The organism is Pseudomonas sp. B8(2017) (genome assembly GCF_002113575.1).
Lineage (GTDB): Bacteria > Pseudomonadota > Gammaproteobacteria > Pseudomonadales > Pseudomonadaceae > Aquipseudomonas > Aquipseudomonas putida_Z.
Genome location: NZ_NEIO01000007.1, coordinates 75,760 through 93,165 on the forward strand (window position 1 = coordinate 75,760; position 17,406 = coordinate 93,165).

18 protein-coding genes are annotated in these 17,406 nt (G+C 64.9%); 12 read left to right on the top strand and 6 right to left on the bottom strand.

Annotated elements, in window-relative coordinates; genetic code table 11:
- The first annotated feature begins 49 nt into the window (after positions 1-49).
- Positions 50-964 carry an SDR family oxidoreductase gene (locus CAG22_RS13025; protein WP_085705579.1) on the top strand — a complete coding sequence of 305 codons (915 nt, stop codon included), beginning with the start codon at positions 50-52 and terminating at the stop codon, positions 962-964.
- Positions 965-1,316: 352 nt separating this feature from the next.
- On the opposite strand, the gene CAG22_RS13030 is transcribed toward CAG22_RS13025, so the two are convergent.
- The gene (locus CAG22_RS13030) at positions 1,317-2,099 is read right to left on the bottom strand and encodes an IclR family transcriptional regulator (protein ID WP_025340615.1); all 783 of its coding nucleotides are present in this window, start codon (positions 2,097-2,099) and stop codon (positions 1,317-1,319) included.
- A gap of 174 nt (positions 2,100-2,273) precedes the next feature.
- Here CAG22_RS13030 and hmgA point away from each other — a divergent pair, with 174 nt between their 5' ends.
- From hmgA to maiA, 3 genes are read left to right on the top strand one after another with little or no spacing between them, the layout of a single operon-like run.
- A complete protein-coding gene (gene hmgA, locus CAG22_RS13035; protein WP_075046350.1) occupies positions 2,274-3,575 on the top strand; it encodes a homogentisate 1,2-dioxygenase in 1,302 nt (433 codons plus the stop codon).
- A gap of 3 nt (positions 3,576-3,578) precedes the next feature.
- Positions 3,579-4,871 carry a fumarylacetoacetase gene (gene fahA, locus CAG22_RS13040; protein ID WP_085705580.1) on the top strand — a complete coding sequence of 431 codons (1,293 nt, stop codon included), beginning with the start codon at positions 3,579-3,581 and terminating at the stop codon, positions 4,869-4,871.
- 12 nt (positions 4,872-4,883) lie between these two features.
- Entirely contained in the window at positions 4,884-5,516 is a 633-nt protein-coding gene (gene maiA / locus CAG22_RS13045; RefSeq protein WP_085705581.1) for a maleylacetoacetate isomerase, read from the top strand.
- Here the strand turns inward: maiA and CAG22_RS13050 are convergent.
- Positions 5,510-6,316 (bottom strand): SirB1 family protein, encoded by an 807-nt coding sequence (locus CAG22_RS13050; RefSeq protein WP_085593040.1) that lies wholly within the window; start codon positions 6,314-6,316, stop codon positions 5,510-5,512. The genes maiA and CAG22_RS13050 overlap by 7 nt on opposite strands.
- A gap of 124 nt (positions 6,317-6,440) precedes the next feature.
- On the opposite strand from CAG22_RS13050, the gene CAG22_RS13055 reads away from it, so the two are divergent.
- Positions 6,441-7,460 carry a Glu/Leu/Phe/Val dehydrogenase dimerization domain-containing protein gene (locus CAG22_RS13055; protein WP_085593042.1) on the top strand — a complete coding sequence of 340 codons (1,020 nt, stop codon included), beginning with the start codon at positions 6,441-6,443 and terminating at the stop codon, positions 7,458-7,460.
- Between the two features lie 194 nt (positions 7,461-7,654).
- On the opposite strand, the gene CAG22_RS13060 is transcribed toward CAG22_RS13055, so the two are convergent.
- A complete protein-coding gene (locus tag CAG22_RS13060) occupies positions 7,655-7,918 on the bottom strand; it encodes a YebG family protein (protein WP_085593044.1) in 264 nt (87 codons plus the stop codon).
- A 586-nt stretch (positions 7,919-8,504) separates the two neighbouring features.
- On the opposite strand from CAG22_RS13060, the gene CAG22_RS13070 reads away from it, so the two are divergent.
- Entirely contained in the window at positions 8,505-8,975 is a 471-nt protein-coding gene (locus CAG22_RS13070; protein ID WP_025340608.1) for a phosphate-starvation-inducible protein PsiE, read from the top strand.
- Between the two features lie 3 nt (positions 8,976-8,978).
- Here CAG22_RS13070 and CAG22_RS13075 read toward each other — a convergent pair whose 3' ends face one another.
- Together CAG22_RS13075 and CAG22_RS13080 are read right to left on the bottom strand one after the other, a co-directional pair.
- On the bottom strand, positions 8,979-9,269 hold the full coding sequence (locus CAG22_RS13075) for a DUF3509 domain-containing protein (RefSeq protein ID WP_025340607.1): 291 nt from the start codon (positions 9,267-9,269) through the stop codon (positions 8,979-8,981).
- A 120-nt stretch (positions 9,270-9,389) separates the two neighbouring features.
- A complete protein-coding gene (locus tag CAG22_RS13080; RefSeq protein WP_063913366.1) occupies positions 9,390-9,737 on the bottom strand; it encodes an HPF/RaiA family ribosome-associated protein in 348 nt (115 codons plus the stop codon).
- Positions 9,738-9,969: 232 nt separating this feature from the next.
- Here CAG22_RS13080 and CAG22_RS13085 point away from each other — a divergent pair, with 232 nt between their 5' ends.
- From CAG22_RS13085 to CAG22_RS13110, 6 genes are all read left to right on the top strand, one after another.
- Positions 9,970-10,275, top strand: a complete 306-nt coding sequence (locus CAG22_RS13085) for a DUF3649 domain-containing protein (protein ID WP_085705582.1) — start codon at positions 9,970-9,972, stop codon at positions 10,273-10,275.
- Positions 10,272-11,849: a PepSY domain-containing protein gene (locus CAG22_RS13090; RefSeq protein WP_085705583.1), complete on the top strand. Its 1,578-nt coding sequence runs from the start codon at positions 10,272-10,274 to the stop codon at positions 11,847-11,849. Before CAG22_RS13085 ends, CAG22_RS13090 begins: the two co-directional genes overlap by 4 nt.
- Positions 11,849-12,175: a DUF3325 domain-containing protein gene (locus CAG22_RS13095; protein WP_015271767.1), complete on the top strand. Its 327-nt coding sequence runs from the start codon at positions 11,849-11,851 to the stop codon at positions 12,173-12,175. The genes CAG22_RS13090 and CAG22_RS13095 overlap by 1 nt, the downstream gene beginning before the upstream one ends.
- Before the next feature lie 22 nt (positions 12,176-12,197).
- Complete coding sequence (locus tag CAG22_RS13100; RefSeq protein WP_170929297.1) at positions 12,198-12,755, top strand: RNA polymerase sigma factor; 558 nt, start codon at positions 12,198-12,200, stop codon at positions 12,753-12,755.
- Entirely contained in the window at positions 12,752-13,735 is a 984-nt protein-coding gene (locus tag CAG22_RS13105) for a FecR domain-containing protein (protein ID WP_085593056.1), read from the top strand. The genes CAG22_RS13100 and CAG22_RS13105 overlap by 4 nt, the downstream gene beginning before the upstream one ends.
- 218 nt (positions 13,736-13,953) lie before the next feature.
- On the top strand, positions 13,954-16,344 hold the full coding sequence (locus tag CAG22_RS13110; protein ID WP_085593058.1) for a TonB-dependent receptor: 2,391 nt from the start codon (positions 13,954-13,956) through the stop codon (positions 16,342-16,344).
- Between the two features lie 90 nt (positions 16,345-16,434).
- Here CAG22_RS13110 and CAG22_RS13115 read toward each other — a convergent pair whose 3' ends face one another.
- Entirely contained in the window at positions 16,435-17,310 is an 876-nt protein-coding gene (locus CAG22_RS13115; protein WP_075046302.1) for a helix-turn-helix domain-containing protein, read from the bottom strand.
- Positions 17,311-17,406: the final 96 nt, after the last annotated feature.

The window sequence follows — 17,406 nt, forward strand, 5'->3', positions numbered from 1 at the left end:
CGCTGGCGGCGGACACTCGGCTGACCTGAACCTGCCTGGAGCCATGAGCATGAGCGAGCCTGTCCGTCTGCAAGATCGCGTGGTGATCGTCACCGGAGCCGGGGGCGGCCTGGGCCGTGCCCATGCGCTGCTGTTCGCTGCGCGTGGTGCGCGGGTGGTGGTCAACGACCTCGGCGGCTCCACCCACGGTGAAGGTGCCAGCGCCTCCGCCGCCGATCGGGTGGTAGCGAAGATCCGCGCCGCTGGTGGCAGTGCCATTGCCAACCATGACTCGGTCAGCCACGGCGCGCGTATTGTCGAGCAGGCCCTGGACAGCTTCGGCCGGGTCGATGTGCTGGTGAACAATGCCGGCATCCTGCGTGACAAGACCTTCCACAAGATGGAAGACAGCGACTGGGAGCAGGTGTATCAGGTGCATGTCGAGGGGGCTTACAAGGTCACCCGTGCTGTCTGGCCCCACCTGCGCGAGCAGAACTGGGGGCGGGTGATCTTCACCGCTTCCACGTCCGGCATCTACGGCAACTTCGGCCAGGCCAACTACGGCATGGCCAAGCTGGGCCTGTATGGGCTGACTCGTACCTTGGCGATCGAAGGGCGCAAGCACGGCATCCTGGTCAACGCCATCGCCCCCACCGGTGGTACCCGCATGACCGAAGGGTTGATCCCGCCCCAGGTGTTCGAGCGGCTCAAGCCAGAGCTGGTCAGCCCGCTGGTGGTGTACCTGGGCAGCGAGCAGTGCCAGGGCAGCGGTGAGCTGTTCGAAGTGGGCGGCGGCTGGGTGGGCAAGGTGCGGTGGGAGCGTAGCCTGGGGGTAGGCTTCGATCCGCGTGAAGGCTTTACCCCTGAGCAGGTGGCGGAAAACTGGGCACGGATTGGCGACTTCGACGGGGCAGTGCACCCACAGGACAGCTTGCAGGCGTTGCAGCAGATGATGGCGAACTTGCAGAAGTATCCGCTGGGCTGAGCTTTGTACTACCTGTGCTGGCCTCTTCGCGGGCTTGCCCGCTCCCACAGGGATCTCACTGCCCTCAGGCTTGGTGATATCCCTGTGGGAGCGGGCAAGCCCGCGAAGAGGCCAGCACGGGCGAAGAATTTTTCAGGGCAGATAAAAAAGGCCGCTGCAAGCCGCAGCGGCCAATCGAGACGTCAGATCAAGGAGCTTCAAAATCTACGTCGGTGAACCTCGCAGGCCTGAAAGGCGGGGGGGAGAGCCCTTCATGCCGGCCAGTGAGTTAAGAATAAGCGCCTGATCCTGTAGGAAAAATAGCCGCTTATGACATTCACCTTTACGTATCGGGCAATAGTGCCGCAAGCGCTCAGCCGGCGGGCGAATAGCCCATGCGCCAGCTGGTTTCCCGCGCTGCCGCCAGCAGCCGTTGCGCCGCCGGGCCATGCTCGTCGGCATGGAAGATCGACGTCGGCCCGACCACGGTCATCACCGCGGCGACCTGCCCCATGGCATTGAACACCGGGGCCGACAGCGCATCCACGCCCGGCATCAACAGCCCATGCACATGGTGCAGGCCACGTTCACGAATGCCCGCCAGTACCGCCTGGTAGTCGGCGGCGCTGTGCTGCAGGGCGGCCAGTTCCCGGTCACGCAACTCCACGGTCTCGCGCTCGGGCAGGTAGGCGGCGAACACCAGTCCGGTGGACGACGTGAGCAGCGGCAGTACCGAGCCGATCTGCGTTACCACGGTGACCGCGCGTACCGCCGGCTCGATGCTGACCACTGTCGCGCCCTGGTTGCCCCATACGGCAACGAAGCAGCTTTCGTTCAGTTCATCGCGCAGCTGCGACAACGGCAGCGCGGCAATCTTCAGTACATCGATACTGCCCAGCGCCGCCAGCCCCACCCGCAGTGCCTCGCGCCCCAGGCCGTAATGGTTGGTGGCCGCATCCTGCTCGGCAAAACCGCTGGCGATCAATGCCTGCAGGTAACGGTGCACCTTGCTCGCCGGCATCTGCACATGTTCCGCGAGGCGTGACAGGGAGGTGGACGGGGAGAGCTCGGCAAGGGCCTTGAGGATGTCGGTGCCGACCTCCGCCGAGCGGACTTTCTGCTTGCCGTTGTCGGCGGGGGAGCTGGCTTTGGCCATGGACATCTTCTTCCGGATTCGTCGAGTCGCGCCTTTATAGCTTGACGCATTGCCCGTAGCAAATTACGTTATTCGTAATCTGATTACGATAAAAACAATGCAGACGCGCTGCCACCCCGCCCCGGGCCAGCAGCCAGCTGCCAGCAACGGCTCGGCCAGAGCCCGGAGGCATCGATGAATCGCGATACGTCACCCGACCTTCACTACCTCAGCGGCTTCGGCAACGAGTTTGCCAGCGAAGCGCTGCCAGGGGCCTTGCCGGTCGGGCAGAACTCGCCGCAGAAGGCGCCCTATGGGCTGTATGCCGAGCTGCTCTCGGGCACGGCGTTCACCATGACCCGCAGCGAGCTGCGCCGCACCTGGCTGTATCGTATTCGTCCGTCTGCCTTGCACCCGCGTTTCGAACGCCTGGCGCGTCAGCCGCTGACCGGCCCGCTGGGGGCCATCACCCCCAACCGCCTGCGCTGGAACCCCCAGCCGATCCCCGTCGAACCGACCGATTTCATCGAGGGCTGGCTGCCCATGGTGGCCAACGCCGCTGCGGAAAAACCGGCCGGCGTGAGCATCTACATCTACCGCGCCAACCGGTCGATGGAGCGGGTGTTCTTCAATGCCGACGGTGAACTGCTGCTGGTGCCGCAACAGGGCCGCCTTCGCATTGCCACCGAACTGGGGGTGATGGAAGTCGAGCCGCTGGAAATCGCGGTAATCCCGCGTGGCATGAAGTTCCGCGTCGAACTGCTCGACGGCGAGGCCCGCGGCTACATCGCCGAAAACCACGGCGCGCCGCTGCGCATCCCGGACCTGGGCCCGATCGGCAGCAACGGCCTGGCCAACCCGCGCGACTTCCTCACCCCGGTGGCGCACTACGAAGAGGCCGATGGCCCGGTGCAGCTGGTGCAGAAGTTCCTGGGCGAACATTGGGCCTGCGAACTGCAGCACTCGCCACTGGATGTGGTCGCCTGGCACGGCAGCAACGTGCCATACAAGTACGACCTGCGCCGCTTCAACACCATCGGTACGGTCAGCTTCGACCACCCGGACCCGTCGATCTTCACCGTACTTACCTCGCCGACCAGCGTGCATGGCCTGGCCAACATGGACTTCGTGATCTTCCCGCCACGCTGGATGGTGGCCGAGAACACCTTCCGTCCACCATGGTTCCACCGCAACCTGATGAACGAGTTCATGGGCCTGATCAACGGTGCCTACGACGCCAAGGCCGAGGGCTTCCTGCCGGGCGGTGCCTCGCTGCACGGAGTGATGAGCGCCCACGGCCCCGACGCCGAAACCTGCGAAAAGGCTATTGCCGCCGACCTGGCGCCGCACAAGATCGACAACACCATGGCCTTCATGTTCGAGACCAGCCAGGTGCTGCGCCCGAGCCTGCAAGCCCTTGAATGCCCGCAGTTGCAGGCCGACTACGATAGTTGCTGGGCCACCTTGCCGAGCACCTTCAACCCGAACCGGAGATAACCCATGAACCAGACCGCCATTGCCCGTAGCTGGGTCGAGCATGCCAACGGGCACAGCGACTTCCCGCTGCAGAACCTGCCGTTGGGCATCTTCAGCCGGCCGGGTGAAGCCAAGCGCTGTGGCGTGGCCATCGGCGACGCGATCCTCGACCTGGAGGCGGTGCTGGCCGCCGGCCTGTTCGACGGTGCCGCCAAGGCCGCTGTCGAGGCCACCCGTGGTGGGGCCTTGAACGCTTTCTTCGCCCTCGGCCGCAATGCCCGCGTCGCCCTGCGCGAGCGCCTGCTGATGCTGCTGGGCGAACACAGCGAACACCAGGCGGCGCTGCAGGCCGCCCTGTACCCGGCCAGCGCCTGCCAGCTGCATGTACCGGCGCAGATCGGCGACTACACCGACTTCTACGTGGGTATCGAGCACGCCAAGAACGTCGGCAAGCTGTTCCGCCCCGACAACCCGCTGCTGCCCAACTACAAGTACGTGCCGATCGGTTATCACGGCCGCGCCTCGACCATCCGCCCGTCCGGCACCGATGTGCGCCGGCCCAAGGGCCAGACCCTGCCGGCCGGGCACACCGAGCCAAGCTTCGGCCCCTGCGCGCGCCTGGACTACGAGCTGGAGCTGGGTATCTGGATCGGCCAGGGCAACGACATGGGCCAGGCGATCCCGGTAGGCGATGCCGCCGAACACGTGGCCGGTCTGTGCCTGCTCAACGACTGGTCGGCGCGCGATATCCAGGCCTGGGAATACCAGCCGCTGGGGCCGTTCCTGTCCAAGAGCTTCATCACCACCATCTCGCCCTGGGTGGTTACCGCCGAAGCGCTGGAGCCGTTCCGCTGTGCCCAGCCGGCACGCCCGGAAGGCGACCCGCAGCCACTGTCGTACCTGCTGGACAAGCGCGACCAGGCCGCCGGTGCATTCGATATCGAGCTCGAGGTACTGCTGCTGACCGAGCGCATGCGTGAGCAGGGCCTTGCCCCGCACCGCCTGACCCTGAGCAACACCCGCAGCATGTACTGGACCGTGGCGCAGCTGGTCGCGCACCACAGCGTCAACGGCTGCCAGCTGCAACCGGGCGACCTGTTCGGTTCGGGCACGCTGTCGGGCGCCACGCCAGGTTCGTTCGGCAGCATGCTGGAGATCACCGAAGGCGGCAAGCACCCGGTGGAACTGGCCAGTGGCGAGGTGCGCAAGTTCCTCGAAGACGGCGACGAGATCATCCTGCGTGCCCGCTGCGTGCGTGATGGCGTGGCCAGCATCGGTTTCGGCGAATGCCGCGGCACGGTCATCGCGGCCAACTGAGGAGGCACGGGCATGGAGCTGTACACCTATTACCGTTCCACCTCGTCCTACCGGGTGCGCATTGCCCTGGCACTGAAGGGGCTGGTCTACCAGTCCCTGCCGGTCAACCTGTTGCAGGGTGAGCAGCGCGGTGCGGGCTATGTCGCGGTCAACCCGCAGGGCCGTGTGCCGGCCTTGCGCACCGATGGCGGTGAGCTGCTGGTGCAGTCGCCGGCGATCATCGAGTACCTGGAGGAGGTTTATCCACAGCCCGCGCTGCTGCCTGCTGCGGCCGAGGCGCGCGCCAAGGTACGGGGTGTGGCGGCGATCATCGGCTGCGACATCCACCCGCTGCACAACGTCAGCGTGCTCAACCGGCTGCGCCAGGCTGGCCAGGACGAGAGCCAGGTCAACCAGTGGATCGGCCACTGGATCAGCCAGGGGCTGGCGGCAGTGGAGCAGCTGATAGGCGATCACGGCTTCTGCTTCGGTGATGAGCCGGGCCTGGCGGATATCTACCTGATCCCGCAGTTGTACGCGGCCGAACGCTTCAATATCGACCTCGACAGCTTCCCGCGCATTCTGCGGGTTGCCGCCCTGGCGGCGGAGCACCCGGCGTTTGCCCAGGCCCATCCCGCCCGGCAGCCGGACAGCCCGGCTCAGTGAATGGAACGGTTCGCCGCCGGAAGCTTGCCGATACGCTCGGACAGTTTCAGGCGCTGGACCGGGTCCTCCGTCAGCAGTAACGCATGCTCCAGGTCGAAGCGCTCGGCCTGCGGGCAATCCAGGTGCTGGTAGAGCGACGCGCGGGTCACATAGTCGCTGACCTGCACCGGGCCCAGTTGCATGACCCGCTCGGCATCGATCAGCGCCGCCAGGTGGTCGTCGTTGCTGATGTGCAACTGGCGCAGGTTGCGTGACAGGCGTTGCAGCATCTGCAGCGGGCTGGCACTGCGCATGTGCTCGGCGGTCAGCGCTACATGCGGGCCAAACTGGCGAGCCAGCAGCTCACGGCAATCGTTGGGGTACAGGCGGCGGCCACCACAGGGGTCGAGCAGGTGATCCGCACCTGGCACGCGCAGCAGGAAATGGCCAGGGAAGCCTACGCCCTCAAGAGGGATGGACAGGCGCCGGGCCAGTTCCAGGGCAAGGATGGCCAGGGCCAGCGGTTGGCCACGGCGGCGCTGCAGCACCTTGTCCATCATCGCGGCATGCGGGCGCAGCGGGTGGTATTCATCCTGCTGGAAGCCCAGGGCATTGAGTTGGCGCAGCAGTGGCTGGGCCAGTTCGCACAGCGGCAGCATCGGCAGGTTGGCGCTGATCTCGCGCTGCAGGTCATGCAGCTTGGCAAGGCTGGCCGCGGGCTCGACGCTGCGGTCGTGCTCGGCGGCAATCCATAATGCGGCTTCCAGCAGGGCGACGGGCTCGCGTTCCAGGCAGGCCAGGCAGGCTTGACGTGGCTTCATGGGGCTTCTCCACACACGCTTGAGTATTAGCCGCGGCGCGCGGTTTCGTCCAGTGGTCCGGCGGCGGCGCCAGCCCAAGGGCCATGCCTATACTGGAAGGAGCACCTCGTAGGGGAGCCTGTCGATGTTCGCGCTGATGCAAAGCACCCGTACCCAGTCGCTGCACTTGTTCACCCACCCGCCCACCGGCCTGAAGGCCGTGGTGGCTATCCACAGCGAGCAGTTAGGCCCGGCAATGGGCGGTTGCCGCTACCTGCCTTATGCCGATGATGAAAGCGCCATGGCCGACGCCATTCGCCTGGCCCAGGGCATGAGCTACAAGGCGGCGCTGGCCGGCCTGCCACTGGGGGGCGGCAAGGCGGTGATCATGCGCAACCCGCATGTGGAAAACCGTGCCGCGCTGTTCGAGGCCTTTGGCCACTTCATCGACACCTTGCAAGGGCGCTTCATCATCGCCGTGGACAGCGGCACCTCGACCCTGGACATGGACTGCATTGCCCAGAGCACGCCCCATGTGACCAGCACCACGGCCTCGGGTGACCCCTCACCGCATGCGGCGATGGGGGTTTTTGCCGGCATTCGTGCCACCACTTCGTTCCGCCTTGGCAGTGATGACCTGCAAGGGCTGCGGGTTGCGGTGCAAGGGCTGGGCAATGTCGGTTATGCGCTGGCGGAGCAACTGCATGCGGCGGGTGCTGACCTGCTGGTGAGCGACCTGGACCCTGGGCGGGTGCGGCTGGCGGTGGAGCAGTTCAATGCCCATCCGGTGACCAACGATGCGTTGATCAGCACGCCTTGCGACATCTTTGCCCCTTGCGGCGTGGGGCCGGTGTTGAACGGGCAGAGCGTGATGCAGCTGCGTTGCGCGGCAGTGGCGGGGGCGGCGAACAACCAGCTGACCACCTTGCAGGTAGCCGACCAGCTGGAGTCGCGCGGGATACTGTATGCGCCCGATTACGTGATCAATGCCGGTGGGTTGATCTACGTGGCACTTACCCATCGTGGCGAAGACCTGGGCACCATCACTGCGCACCTGGCGCGGATACCTTCACGGCTGACCGAAGTGTTTGGCCATGCACAGGCAGAGAAGCGCTCGCCGGCCCGGGTGGCGCAGATGCTGGCGGAGCGGTTGCTCTACGGCTGAGGGGCGATACCGGCTTTGCGGGCTTCTTCGCGGGCATGCCCGCTCCCACAGGAATACCCAAAACCCTGAAAACCTGCGCGGTCCCTGTGGGAGCGGGCGTGCCCGCGAACACGGGCGCAGCCCGTGCCATCCACCTTGACCGCACGGAACCTCAAGCCATGCGCAATCCTTGAAGAAGCGGCCAGTGCAGGCAATTACTCGGCCGTTGGCGCTTCGAGTAACTCGGCCAGCGCATCCGGCTGGCTCTTGAACGCCCGGGCGAACACATCGCGGTTCCTGGCCATGTAGATACCGGCTTCCTCGACCTGTTTCTCGCTCAGCGAGGGCACTGCCTTGTGCAGTACTTCGGCCAGGCGCTCGGCCAGTTCGAGCATCTTGTCGTGACGGTCTGCTTCGGCCTTATCCATGAACAAGCGCTCCGGGTCGCGGCTGCTGCGGTACACCACTTCGACGGCCATTCATCACCTCTATGCCTTTTGCTGGTTGCGTTTCGATTTACTGTATCTATATACAGTAATGGCAATGTTGATTGCTTCGCAAGCAGAAATTGTAGCGTGGTGCAGAGGGCTTACTGCTTCATGCCCAACTCAGCATCATCCATCAGCGCCTTGGCCATCCAGGTCCTTTCGCGGGTGAACCCACTCCCACAGGAACTGCATCTACCTCAAAGGCCTGTGGAGATCCTGTGGGAGCGGGTTTACCCGCGAAGAGGCCGGCCCAGACAACGCAACACTCAAACCTCAGTGCAAAGCCCGAGGCTCAGCGGGCATCTGCACCTGAACCAGTGCCGACTCAAGCAAAGCCCGCAACGTCTCCAGCTCATGCATTGAGGTCATCATCAGGATCGAAGCCGGCGATTTGGGCTGCAGTAGCAAGGCCTGATGCACCACGGTGGCTGCTCGCTTCTGGCAACTTGCCACGCCTCAAGGTGCCTTGCGGCAATCGGTCGCCTTCCAAGGCAGGGGCCTGGCCTTTTAACTGCATGGCACAAGCGTCACGCCGGTGACGCATCATCCTTCAAGACGTATCGGGGAATGGAACATCGTGAACATCAAATGGGCAGAAAAGCTGCGCAAGGGCCTGCACGGCTCGGCCGACTCGCTGGGCAACCTGTGCGTCGAGGCATTCCATTACCTGGCGCTGTTCGGCATTGGCGCGATCACCGCCTATGCGGCGGTGATGACGTTCCTGGACATGCTCGGCAAGGGCGGGGTCAGTGTCGATGACATCCTGCTGCTGTTCATCTACCTGGAGCTGGGGGCGATGGTCGGTATCTACTTCAAGACCAACCACATGCCGATCCGCTTCCTGCTGTACGTGGCCATCACCGCGCTGACCCGCCTGCTGATCGGCGACGTCTCGCACCACAAGGCGCCGGACGTAGGGCTGTTGTACGTGTGCGGTGGCATCCTGTTGCTGGCGTTCGCGATCCTGGTGGTGCGCTACGCTTCGTACCGCTACCCCTCGACCAAGGTACTGGATGCCAACGGCAAGGAAGTGGAGGAGGGCAAGTAGCCCTCAGTTGGCGATGAAATGGCGCGGCTCGTGGCGGGCGTCACGGGTCAGCGCGGCCAGCACCTGCAGAGGGTTCTGGCTGTGTTCGATGGCCAGGCCCAGGCGGATGCTGTCGATCACCCGCTGCAGGCGTACCGGGTCATTGCGCTGGGCCTGGGTGATGAGGCGCTTGGCGACCACGCCAGCGTCGTCGGACAGGGTCAGCATGATGCTGCCGTCGAGGTTTGCAATGCTCAGGTTGACCCGGTATTCGGGGGCGAATGCAGCACTGATTCGTTCGAATGGGTTGTTCATGGTCATGCTTCTGCGGTGAATGAGTGCAGAAGTTGACCGGGGAAATTACCTGTTGGTTCAGCGCCATCGATCGATACAAACGAAAACGCCCGGCATCAGGCCGGGCGTTTGTATTGCCGATCAGGCGTCCGGGTCACTCAGTTCCAGGGCTCCGCGCTTGCTGCGCAGCTTGCCGTAGAAGTGTTCCAGCGCGTGGTTGAGCTTGGCGGCGGCTCCATCGACCGCCTGGTCCAGCGAAGTGGCGGTGTGGGTCACGGAAATCGGTTGGTGGCCTTTGGGGCGAGCCTCCATCTGGCAGCGTTTGTCATGCGGTCCGGGCTTGGCGCCGTTCTCGTCGCGCAGGTGAACCTCGATGCGGGTGAGGTCGTCTTCGTAACGTTCCAGCGAGTTCTGCAGTGTGCTGCGGACCCACTGGTCGAGCCGGGCGTTGCCTTCGAAATGGTTGCTGCTGTTGACCTGGATTTGCATGATTCAATCCTTATTCAGCTTGCTCGCATGGAGACGCGCCTAGGCCTTTGAGACCCTTGGAATTTCTGCGCCTCTTGACTCTAAGGTCAGGCAACGGCGAAACGAATTCAAGCCCTTTTTGAAAATAAATTTCTTGTTGCATTCAAGGCAGCAGGCGGCTCATCGCTCGGCCTTTGCTTATGAGAATTGAAATCATTATTATTGCAGGCCCGAAAACGCCCGGACCTTCGCCATGACGCGCAAAACCGCCGGTCCCTCGCTCAGCTATCGCCTGGCCGTGACTTCACGCAGCCTGGCCGCGCTGCTGGGCGGCTACCTGCTGGCGTCCGTGGCCAGCGTCTGCATTACCCTGCTAGCGCCGCTGCCACAGGTCGATGCCACGCTCGCCGGCCTGCTGCTGTCATTCGTCTTCTACCTGCTGGCGTTCATCTGGTGCTTCGCCTGCCGCAGCGCTTTGTGCGCCTGGCTGGGCGTGCTGGCGCCAAGCGTGCTGCTGGGGGTGATCAGCGGGTTGGCCTACTGGATGAAAACCCGATGAAAGAAGGCTTCCGCCAAGCCATGGCCTGGCTGCACACCTGGACCGGCCTGATCTTCGGCTGGCTGTTGTTCGCCATCTTCCTCACCGGCACGCTGTCGTATTTCAAGGAAGAAATCACCCACTGGTCGCAGCCAGAAGTGCGCAGCCATGCACTGGACCCGACCCATAGCCTGGAGGTGGCCCAGCGGTACCTGCAGGACAACGCCGGGCATTCGGGCACCTGGCTGATCCGCATGCCCAACGCACGCGAGGCCGCCTTGAGCGTGGGTTATCGCGACCCCAATGGCGGGCCACGCGGCTTCGTCACCAAGACCCTCGATACCCAGACCGGCCAGCCGGTGGAGGCACGCGACAGTCGCGGTGGCGAGTTCTTCTACCGCTTCCACTTCCAGCTGCAGATGCCATATCCCTTTGGCCGCTGGCTGTCGACGTTCTGCGCCTTCATCATGCTGTTGGGGCTGGTCACCGGCATCATCACCCACAAGAAGATCTTCAAGGAGTTCTTCACCTTCCGCCCCGGCAAGGGCCAGCGTTCCTGGCTGGACGGGCACAACGCCATTGGCGTGCTGGTGCTGCCGTTCCACCTGATGATCAGCTACAGCAGCCTGGTGCTGTTCATGTACATGGTGATGCCGGCGGGCATCATGGCCAGCTACGGCAATGACACCGGCAAGTACTTCAACGACCTGTTCGGCCGTAACGATGCGCCCAAGGCGGCCCATGTGGCCGCGCCGCTGGTACCGTTGCCGAGCCTGTACGCCAAGGTGCAGGACCTGCAACCGGGCGCGCGTATCGGCCGTATCCAGGTGGAAAATGCCGGCGACAGCAATGCCCGCGTTACCTTCACGCAATCGGCTGCCGACCACGTGGCTTACCGACGCAGCGCCAACTGGACCTTCGATGGCGCCAGCGGTGTGCTGCTGAGCCAGGGCAAGCCGGAGAGCGTGGCAATGATGACCGCCTTCAGCTTTGCCGGCCTGCACATGGGCAATTTCGCCGGCCCTTGGCTGCGCTGGCTGTACTTCTTCTTTGGCGTGGCCGGTACCGCGGTGATCGGCACCGGGCTGGTGATGTGGCTGGGCAAGCGTCAGCTCAAGCATGCCAGGAGCGAACGCCTGCCGGGCGAACTGCGCCTGGTCGAGGTGCTCAATATCGCCAGCATGAGCGGCCTGTTGCTGGCCGTGGCGGGCTTCTTCTGGGCCAACCGCCTGATCCCGATGGGTGTCGAAGGCCGGGCCGACTGGGAGGTCAACGCCTTCTTCACCGCCTGGGGCCTGTCGCTGGTGCACGCTGTGCTGCGCAGCGGGCGGCGGGCATGGGGCGAGCAACTGGCACTGGGCGCGCTGGCCTTCGCCTTGCTGCCGCTGCTCAACGGCCTGACCACCGGCCAGGGGCTGAACCATTCGCTGTCGGCGGGTGACTGGGCGATGGCCGGCTTCGACCTGACAGCGCTGGGCACCGGCCTGTTCCTGGCCTGGCTGGCCGGCAAGATGTTGCACGGCCCGAAGCCTGTGGCCAAGCGGGCCCCGCGTGCAGCAAAGAAGCCGAGCACTGAAACGGCGGAGGCGAGCTGATGCTGGGTAATGCACTGATCGCTTACGCCGGCTTCGTTGCCCTGTGCCTGGCCATGGAGAAGCACTTCGTCGACCTGCTCGGGCGCAAGCCGCGCCCCGGGCAGCTGCGGCTGTTGCGCAGCGCCGGTTGGCTGTTGCTGGTGCTGTCGCTGGTGCTCAGCGTGCACCTGCGTGGCTGGGCCCATGGCCTGGTGGAGTGGACCGCAGTGATGATGGCCGGGGTGACCCTGTGGGTGTTCGGCCTGCCATACCAGCCCCGCCTGTTGCTGGGCCTGGCCGCCGCCAGCGTGGTGCTGGGGCCGTTGCTGGCCGTGTTCGCCGAGTGACCAGGTGAGCGAGCCGGGCGACATGATCGAGGCGGATGCCGAAAGCGGCGGCGGGCGGGCGCGCTTCGTCCAGGTGTTCCAGGCCCAGCGGGCACGCATGGAGGCCCTGGTGAGCCGCCGGGTCGGCTGCCGGGCCACGGCATCGGACCTGGTCCAGGAACTGTTCCTGCGCTTCTGGCGTCGCCCCGAGGTCGAGGTCGAGGCGCTGGACACCTATCTGCTGCGTTGCGCCGGCAACCTGGCCATCGACCACCTGCGCAGCGAAGGCAGCCGCGAGCGCGCAGCCGAAGCTGTGTTGCCGCTGGATGAAGCGGCCATGGCCCAGGCCCCGGAACAGGCCGTGGAGGTCGATCACGACTTGCAGCGCATCGACGCTGCCTTGCGCGCCTTGCCCGAGCGCACCCGGCAGATCTTCCTGCTCAACCGTATCCACGGCTGCAAGTACGGCGAGATCGCCAAGGCCATGCAACTGTCCCAGAGTGCTGTGGAAAAGCATATGATGCGCGCCCTCGAAGCGTGCAAGGCGAGTGTTGCCGAGCCCGCGTCCACCCCACGCCGGCCAGGGAGTGCCCGTCGATGAGCCGTTTACCGCCGATCACCGAGGCGCAGTCCCGGGCTGCACTGCAATGGCTCAGCCGCATCAACGAGCAGCCTGCGCAAGCCGAGGGCGCGGCGTTCAAGCACTGGCTGCTGGCCGACCCTGGGCACCGTGAGGCCTACGCCCAGGCCCAGGCGCTGTGGCAGAACAGCGCCGCCCCGGCGGCGCGCCTGGCCGCTGAAGAACAGGCAAGCCTGCAACGTTACCTGGATGCGATGGCCAGGCCACCGGCCAGGCACCCCTGGCGGCAGCGGGTCGCGGCGCTGGCGGTGGCTGCGTGCCTGGTACTGGCCGTGGGCGTTGCCGGTGGTTGGCACCCGGGCCTGTGGCTGCAGGATCTGCAGGCCGACTACAGCAGTGCTGGTCAAGTTAGCCAGGTGACCTTGGCCGACCAGTCGCAGGTGACGCTGGATGCGGGAAGCGCGATTGCAGTCGATTTTGTGCAGGGCGAGCGCCGCGTGCGGTTGTTGCATGGCGCGGCGTTCTTCCAGGTCACGCATACCGGCGCGCCGTTCGTGGTGGAAGCTGCCGGCGGCGAGGTGCGCGTGCTTGGCACTCAGTTCGAAGTGCGCGAGCAGGGCGAGGGCGCCCAGGTCACGGTACGCAGCGGGCGCGTGGCGGTGAGCCCGGCACCGGGCGCCGCAGCGCGTGAACTGACGGCCAACCAGCAGGCGGCCTACGCTGCCGGCCGAGTCGGCGACACCCTGGCGGTGGACAGCGACAACCGCCTGGCCTGGCGCCAGGGCTGGCTGAATTACTACCAGGTGCCGCTGGCGCAGGTGGTCGAGGACCTGGGGCGTTATTACCCGGGGCGCATCCTGCTGCTCGATGATGAGTTGGGGCAGCGCAAGGTCAGTGGCAGTTTCCCCGTGGCCGAGCCGTTGCTGGCGCTGGATTCGCTAGGGAAGGTGATGGGCTTTTCGCGGCAGACAGTGCTGGGGCGGTTGACCCTGATCCGGTAGTCGCCTGTGCGGGCCTCTTCGCGAGTGAACCCGCTCCCACAGGAAGGGCGCAAGTTTTAAATCCTGTGCAGTACCTGTGGGAGCGGGTTCACCCGCGAAGAGGCCGGCACAGGCAAAAATATTTTCAGATAGCGGGTGAGGTAACAGGACGTGGCATCCGTGTAATGAGTGGAAGTGCGATTCATTCGCAGTCATATCCCTCTCACAGGTCAGCGTCCATGAAGTTCACCCCGCGTTGCGTCCCTCTCTGGCTCGGCCTTTCCGCGCTCCCGGCATTCGCTGTCGCCCCCCTGGCCTGTGCCGCCGAGCAGCAGCAGGCGTACACCTTCGCCCAGCCAGCGCAACCCCTTGCCCAGGCACTTGGCGCCTTCAGCCGCACCACCGGCCAGAGCGTGGTCTACACCCTGGAACTGCCAGGCGTGCAGGCGCCAGCGCTGAACGGCAGGTTCAGCGCCGAACAGGCCCTGCAACAGCTGCTGGGCTCTACCGGGCTGGCCTGGCGCCGCGTCGATGCACGCACGCTCACCCTCGAAGCATTGGACACCTCCGGCGCCCTCAACCTGCAGGCCATCACCGTGACCTCGCAACTGGACGACTACAGCTACCAGCCCCCGGCTACCGCCTCGATCATGCGCGGGCAGGGCCCTAGCCAGGACATCCCCCAAGCCATCAACGTGGTGCCGGCCCAGGTCATCCGTGACCAGGCCCCGCGCAACCTCGATGACGCCCTGGCCAATGTCAGCGGCATCACCCAGGGCAACAATTTCGGTGGCACCTCCGACACGGTGATGAAGCGCGGCTTCGGCGACAACCGCGACGGCTCGATCATGCGCGATGGCATGCCCATCGTGCAGGGCCGCAGCCTCAACGCCAGCACCGAGCGGGTCGAAGTGCTCAAGGGCCCGGCCTCGCTGCTGTACGGCATCCAGGACCCGGGCGGGGTCATCAACGTGGTCAGCAAGCGCCCGCAACTCGAGCAGTACAACGCCCTGACCGTGCGCGGGTCGACTTACGGCAGCGGCAAGAACGGCAGCGGTGGCGGGTTCGACAGCACCGGCGCGCTGGGCGACAGCAACTTCGCCTATCGCCTGATCGTCGACCACGAAGATGAGGACTACTGGCGCAACTACGGCGTGCACCGCGAATCGCTGGTAGCGCCGTCGCTGGCCTGGCTGGGCGAAGACACCCAGGTGGTACTGGCCTACGAGCACCGCGAATTTCTCTACCCCTTCGACCGTGGCACGGCGTTCGGCAACAACGGCCACCCGCTGGATATCCCAGCCACGCGGCGCCTGGACGAGCCCTTCAACGACATGGAGGGGCGTTCCGACCTGTACCGACTGGAAGTCGACCACCAGCTGGCCGATGACTGGAAGCTGCACTTCGGCTACAGCTTCAACCGCGAAACCTATGATGCCAGCCAGGTGCGGGTGACCGGCGTGAATGAAAAAAGCGGCACGCTGTCGCGCAGCATCGACGGCACCCACAACGCCATGAGCCGTGACCAGTTCGCCACCCTGAGCCTGGCCGGCAATGTGCAACTGGCCGGGATGCAGAACGACCTGCTGTTCGGTGTCGATCATGAAGACCGCAAGGTCTTTCGTGGCGACCTGATCCGGCAGAGCGCCCAATCTACCTTCAGCTACATGAACCCGATCTACGGGCAGGAAGTGGAGGGCACCACCGTCAAAGCCAGTGACAGCGACCAGACCGACAAGCTACGCACCGACGCGTTGTTCGTGCAGGACGCGCTGCACCTGGATGATCACTGGATCCTGGTGGCCGGTGCGCGCTTCCAGCAGTTCGACCAATACGCTGGCCGCGGCCGCCCGTTCAAGGCCAACACCGACATCAATGGCCAGGCGTGGGTGCCGCATGCAGGTATCGTCTACAAGGTGGACGAGCAGCTGTCGTTTTATGGCAGCTATAGCGAGTCGTTCAAGCCCAACTCCACCATCGCGCCGCTGGTCGGTAATGTGGTGCTTGACTCGTCGGTGGCGCCGGAGGAGGGCAAATCGTGGGAGCTGGGCGCCAAGCTCGACATGCCAGGCCGCCTTACCGGAACCCTGGCGTTGTTCGATATCACCAAGCGCAACGTGCTGGTTTCCAACTTTGATACCAGTACGCGCGAAACGGTGTACAGCAATGCTGGAGAGGTCAGCTCACGGGGTGTCGAGCTGGACCTGACCGGCCAGTTGAGTGAGCGCTGGAGCCTGATCGGCAGCTACGCCTTCACCGATGCGCAAGTGACCAAGGACCCGGACCTCAAGGGCAACCGCCTGCAGAACGTGGCCCGCCACAGTGGTTCGCTGTCGGCGGTGTATGACTATGGCAGCCTGTTCGGCGGCGATCGCCTGCGCATTGGCGCGGGGGCGCGGTACGTGGGCCAGCGCGCTGGCAACCCGACCAACACCTTCGACCTGCCGTCCTATACCGTGGCCGATGCCTTTGCCAGCTACGAGACCAGGCTCGACGAGCACAAGGTGCGGTTGCAACTGAACGTGAAGAACCTGTTCGACAAGGTTTACTACAGCTCGGCGGTGAACCAGTACTTTGTGGCCATTGGCGATGCGCGGCAGGTGAGCTTGTCCAGTACCTTCGAGTTCTAGGCCAGCCTGTACCGGCCTCTTCGCGGCTAAAGCCGCTCCCACAGGTACTGCACTGCCCTTGAGGGTGGCGCGGTCCCTGTGGGAGCGGCTTTAGCCGCGAATGGCCGAACGGTATTCGCCCGGTGTTGCACCGACCGCCTGGCGGAACCGGTTGCTGAAATGGCTGGCACTGGCAAACCCGCACAACAGGGCAATCTCCCCCAAAGGCATCAACCCCAGCCGCAACAGCTGGCAGGCCCGGTGCAGCCGCCGGGCCAGCAGGTACTGGTGCGGCGGCAGACCGAAACTGGCGCGGAACATCCGCGCAAAGTGGTATTCGGAAAGGTTGCAGCGCAAGGCCAGTTCACCCAGGGTGATGGGCTGGTCGAGATGCGCTTCGATGTAGTCGACCATTTGCCGGCGCAGGCTCGGTGCCAGCCCGCCTTTCAGGCGCAGGCCCTGGCGCAGCCCGACCTGGTTGAGCAGCGCATGGTCGACGATCTCGTGCGCCAGGCTGCTGGCCAGCAAGCGCTCGCCAGGTTCATCCCAGTCCAGGGTTATCAGCTGGCGAAAGCGCTTGGCCTGCTGCGGGTCATCGAGAAAGGTCGCTTCCTGCAGTTGCAGCTCACGCGGTTCACGGTCGAGCAGGCGCACACAGCCCAGGGCGAACTGCGCCTCGCTGACATACAGGTGCGCCAGGCGGATCGCGCCATTGACCACCCAGTTCGATTCCTGCCCGGCTGGCATCACGCACAGCTTGTCGGGCGCCCCTTTGTCGCCGGGGCGCTGGCGGCGAAAGGTGCCGGTGCCGTCGGCGATGTAGCACGACAGGGTGTGATGGCTCGGTGCCTGGTAGTCGCGGGCATCGTCGCGGTTGCTCCACAACGCCGCCGCCAGCCCGTCGCCCAGGTGCGCGCTCAGTTCCAGCCGGGCGTGGGGCGAGGCGTGCATGGCGTTGAACACTTGCAGCTGGGTGAGTGGCGTCATGGGCGGTTCCTCTTGCCAGCCATCCTACTGCGCCTTGGGCAGGCTTACAGCTACCCGCAGGACAAATGCGCAAGTTTGTGCAAGCCGGGGAGGGGC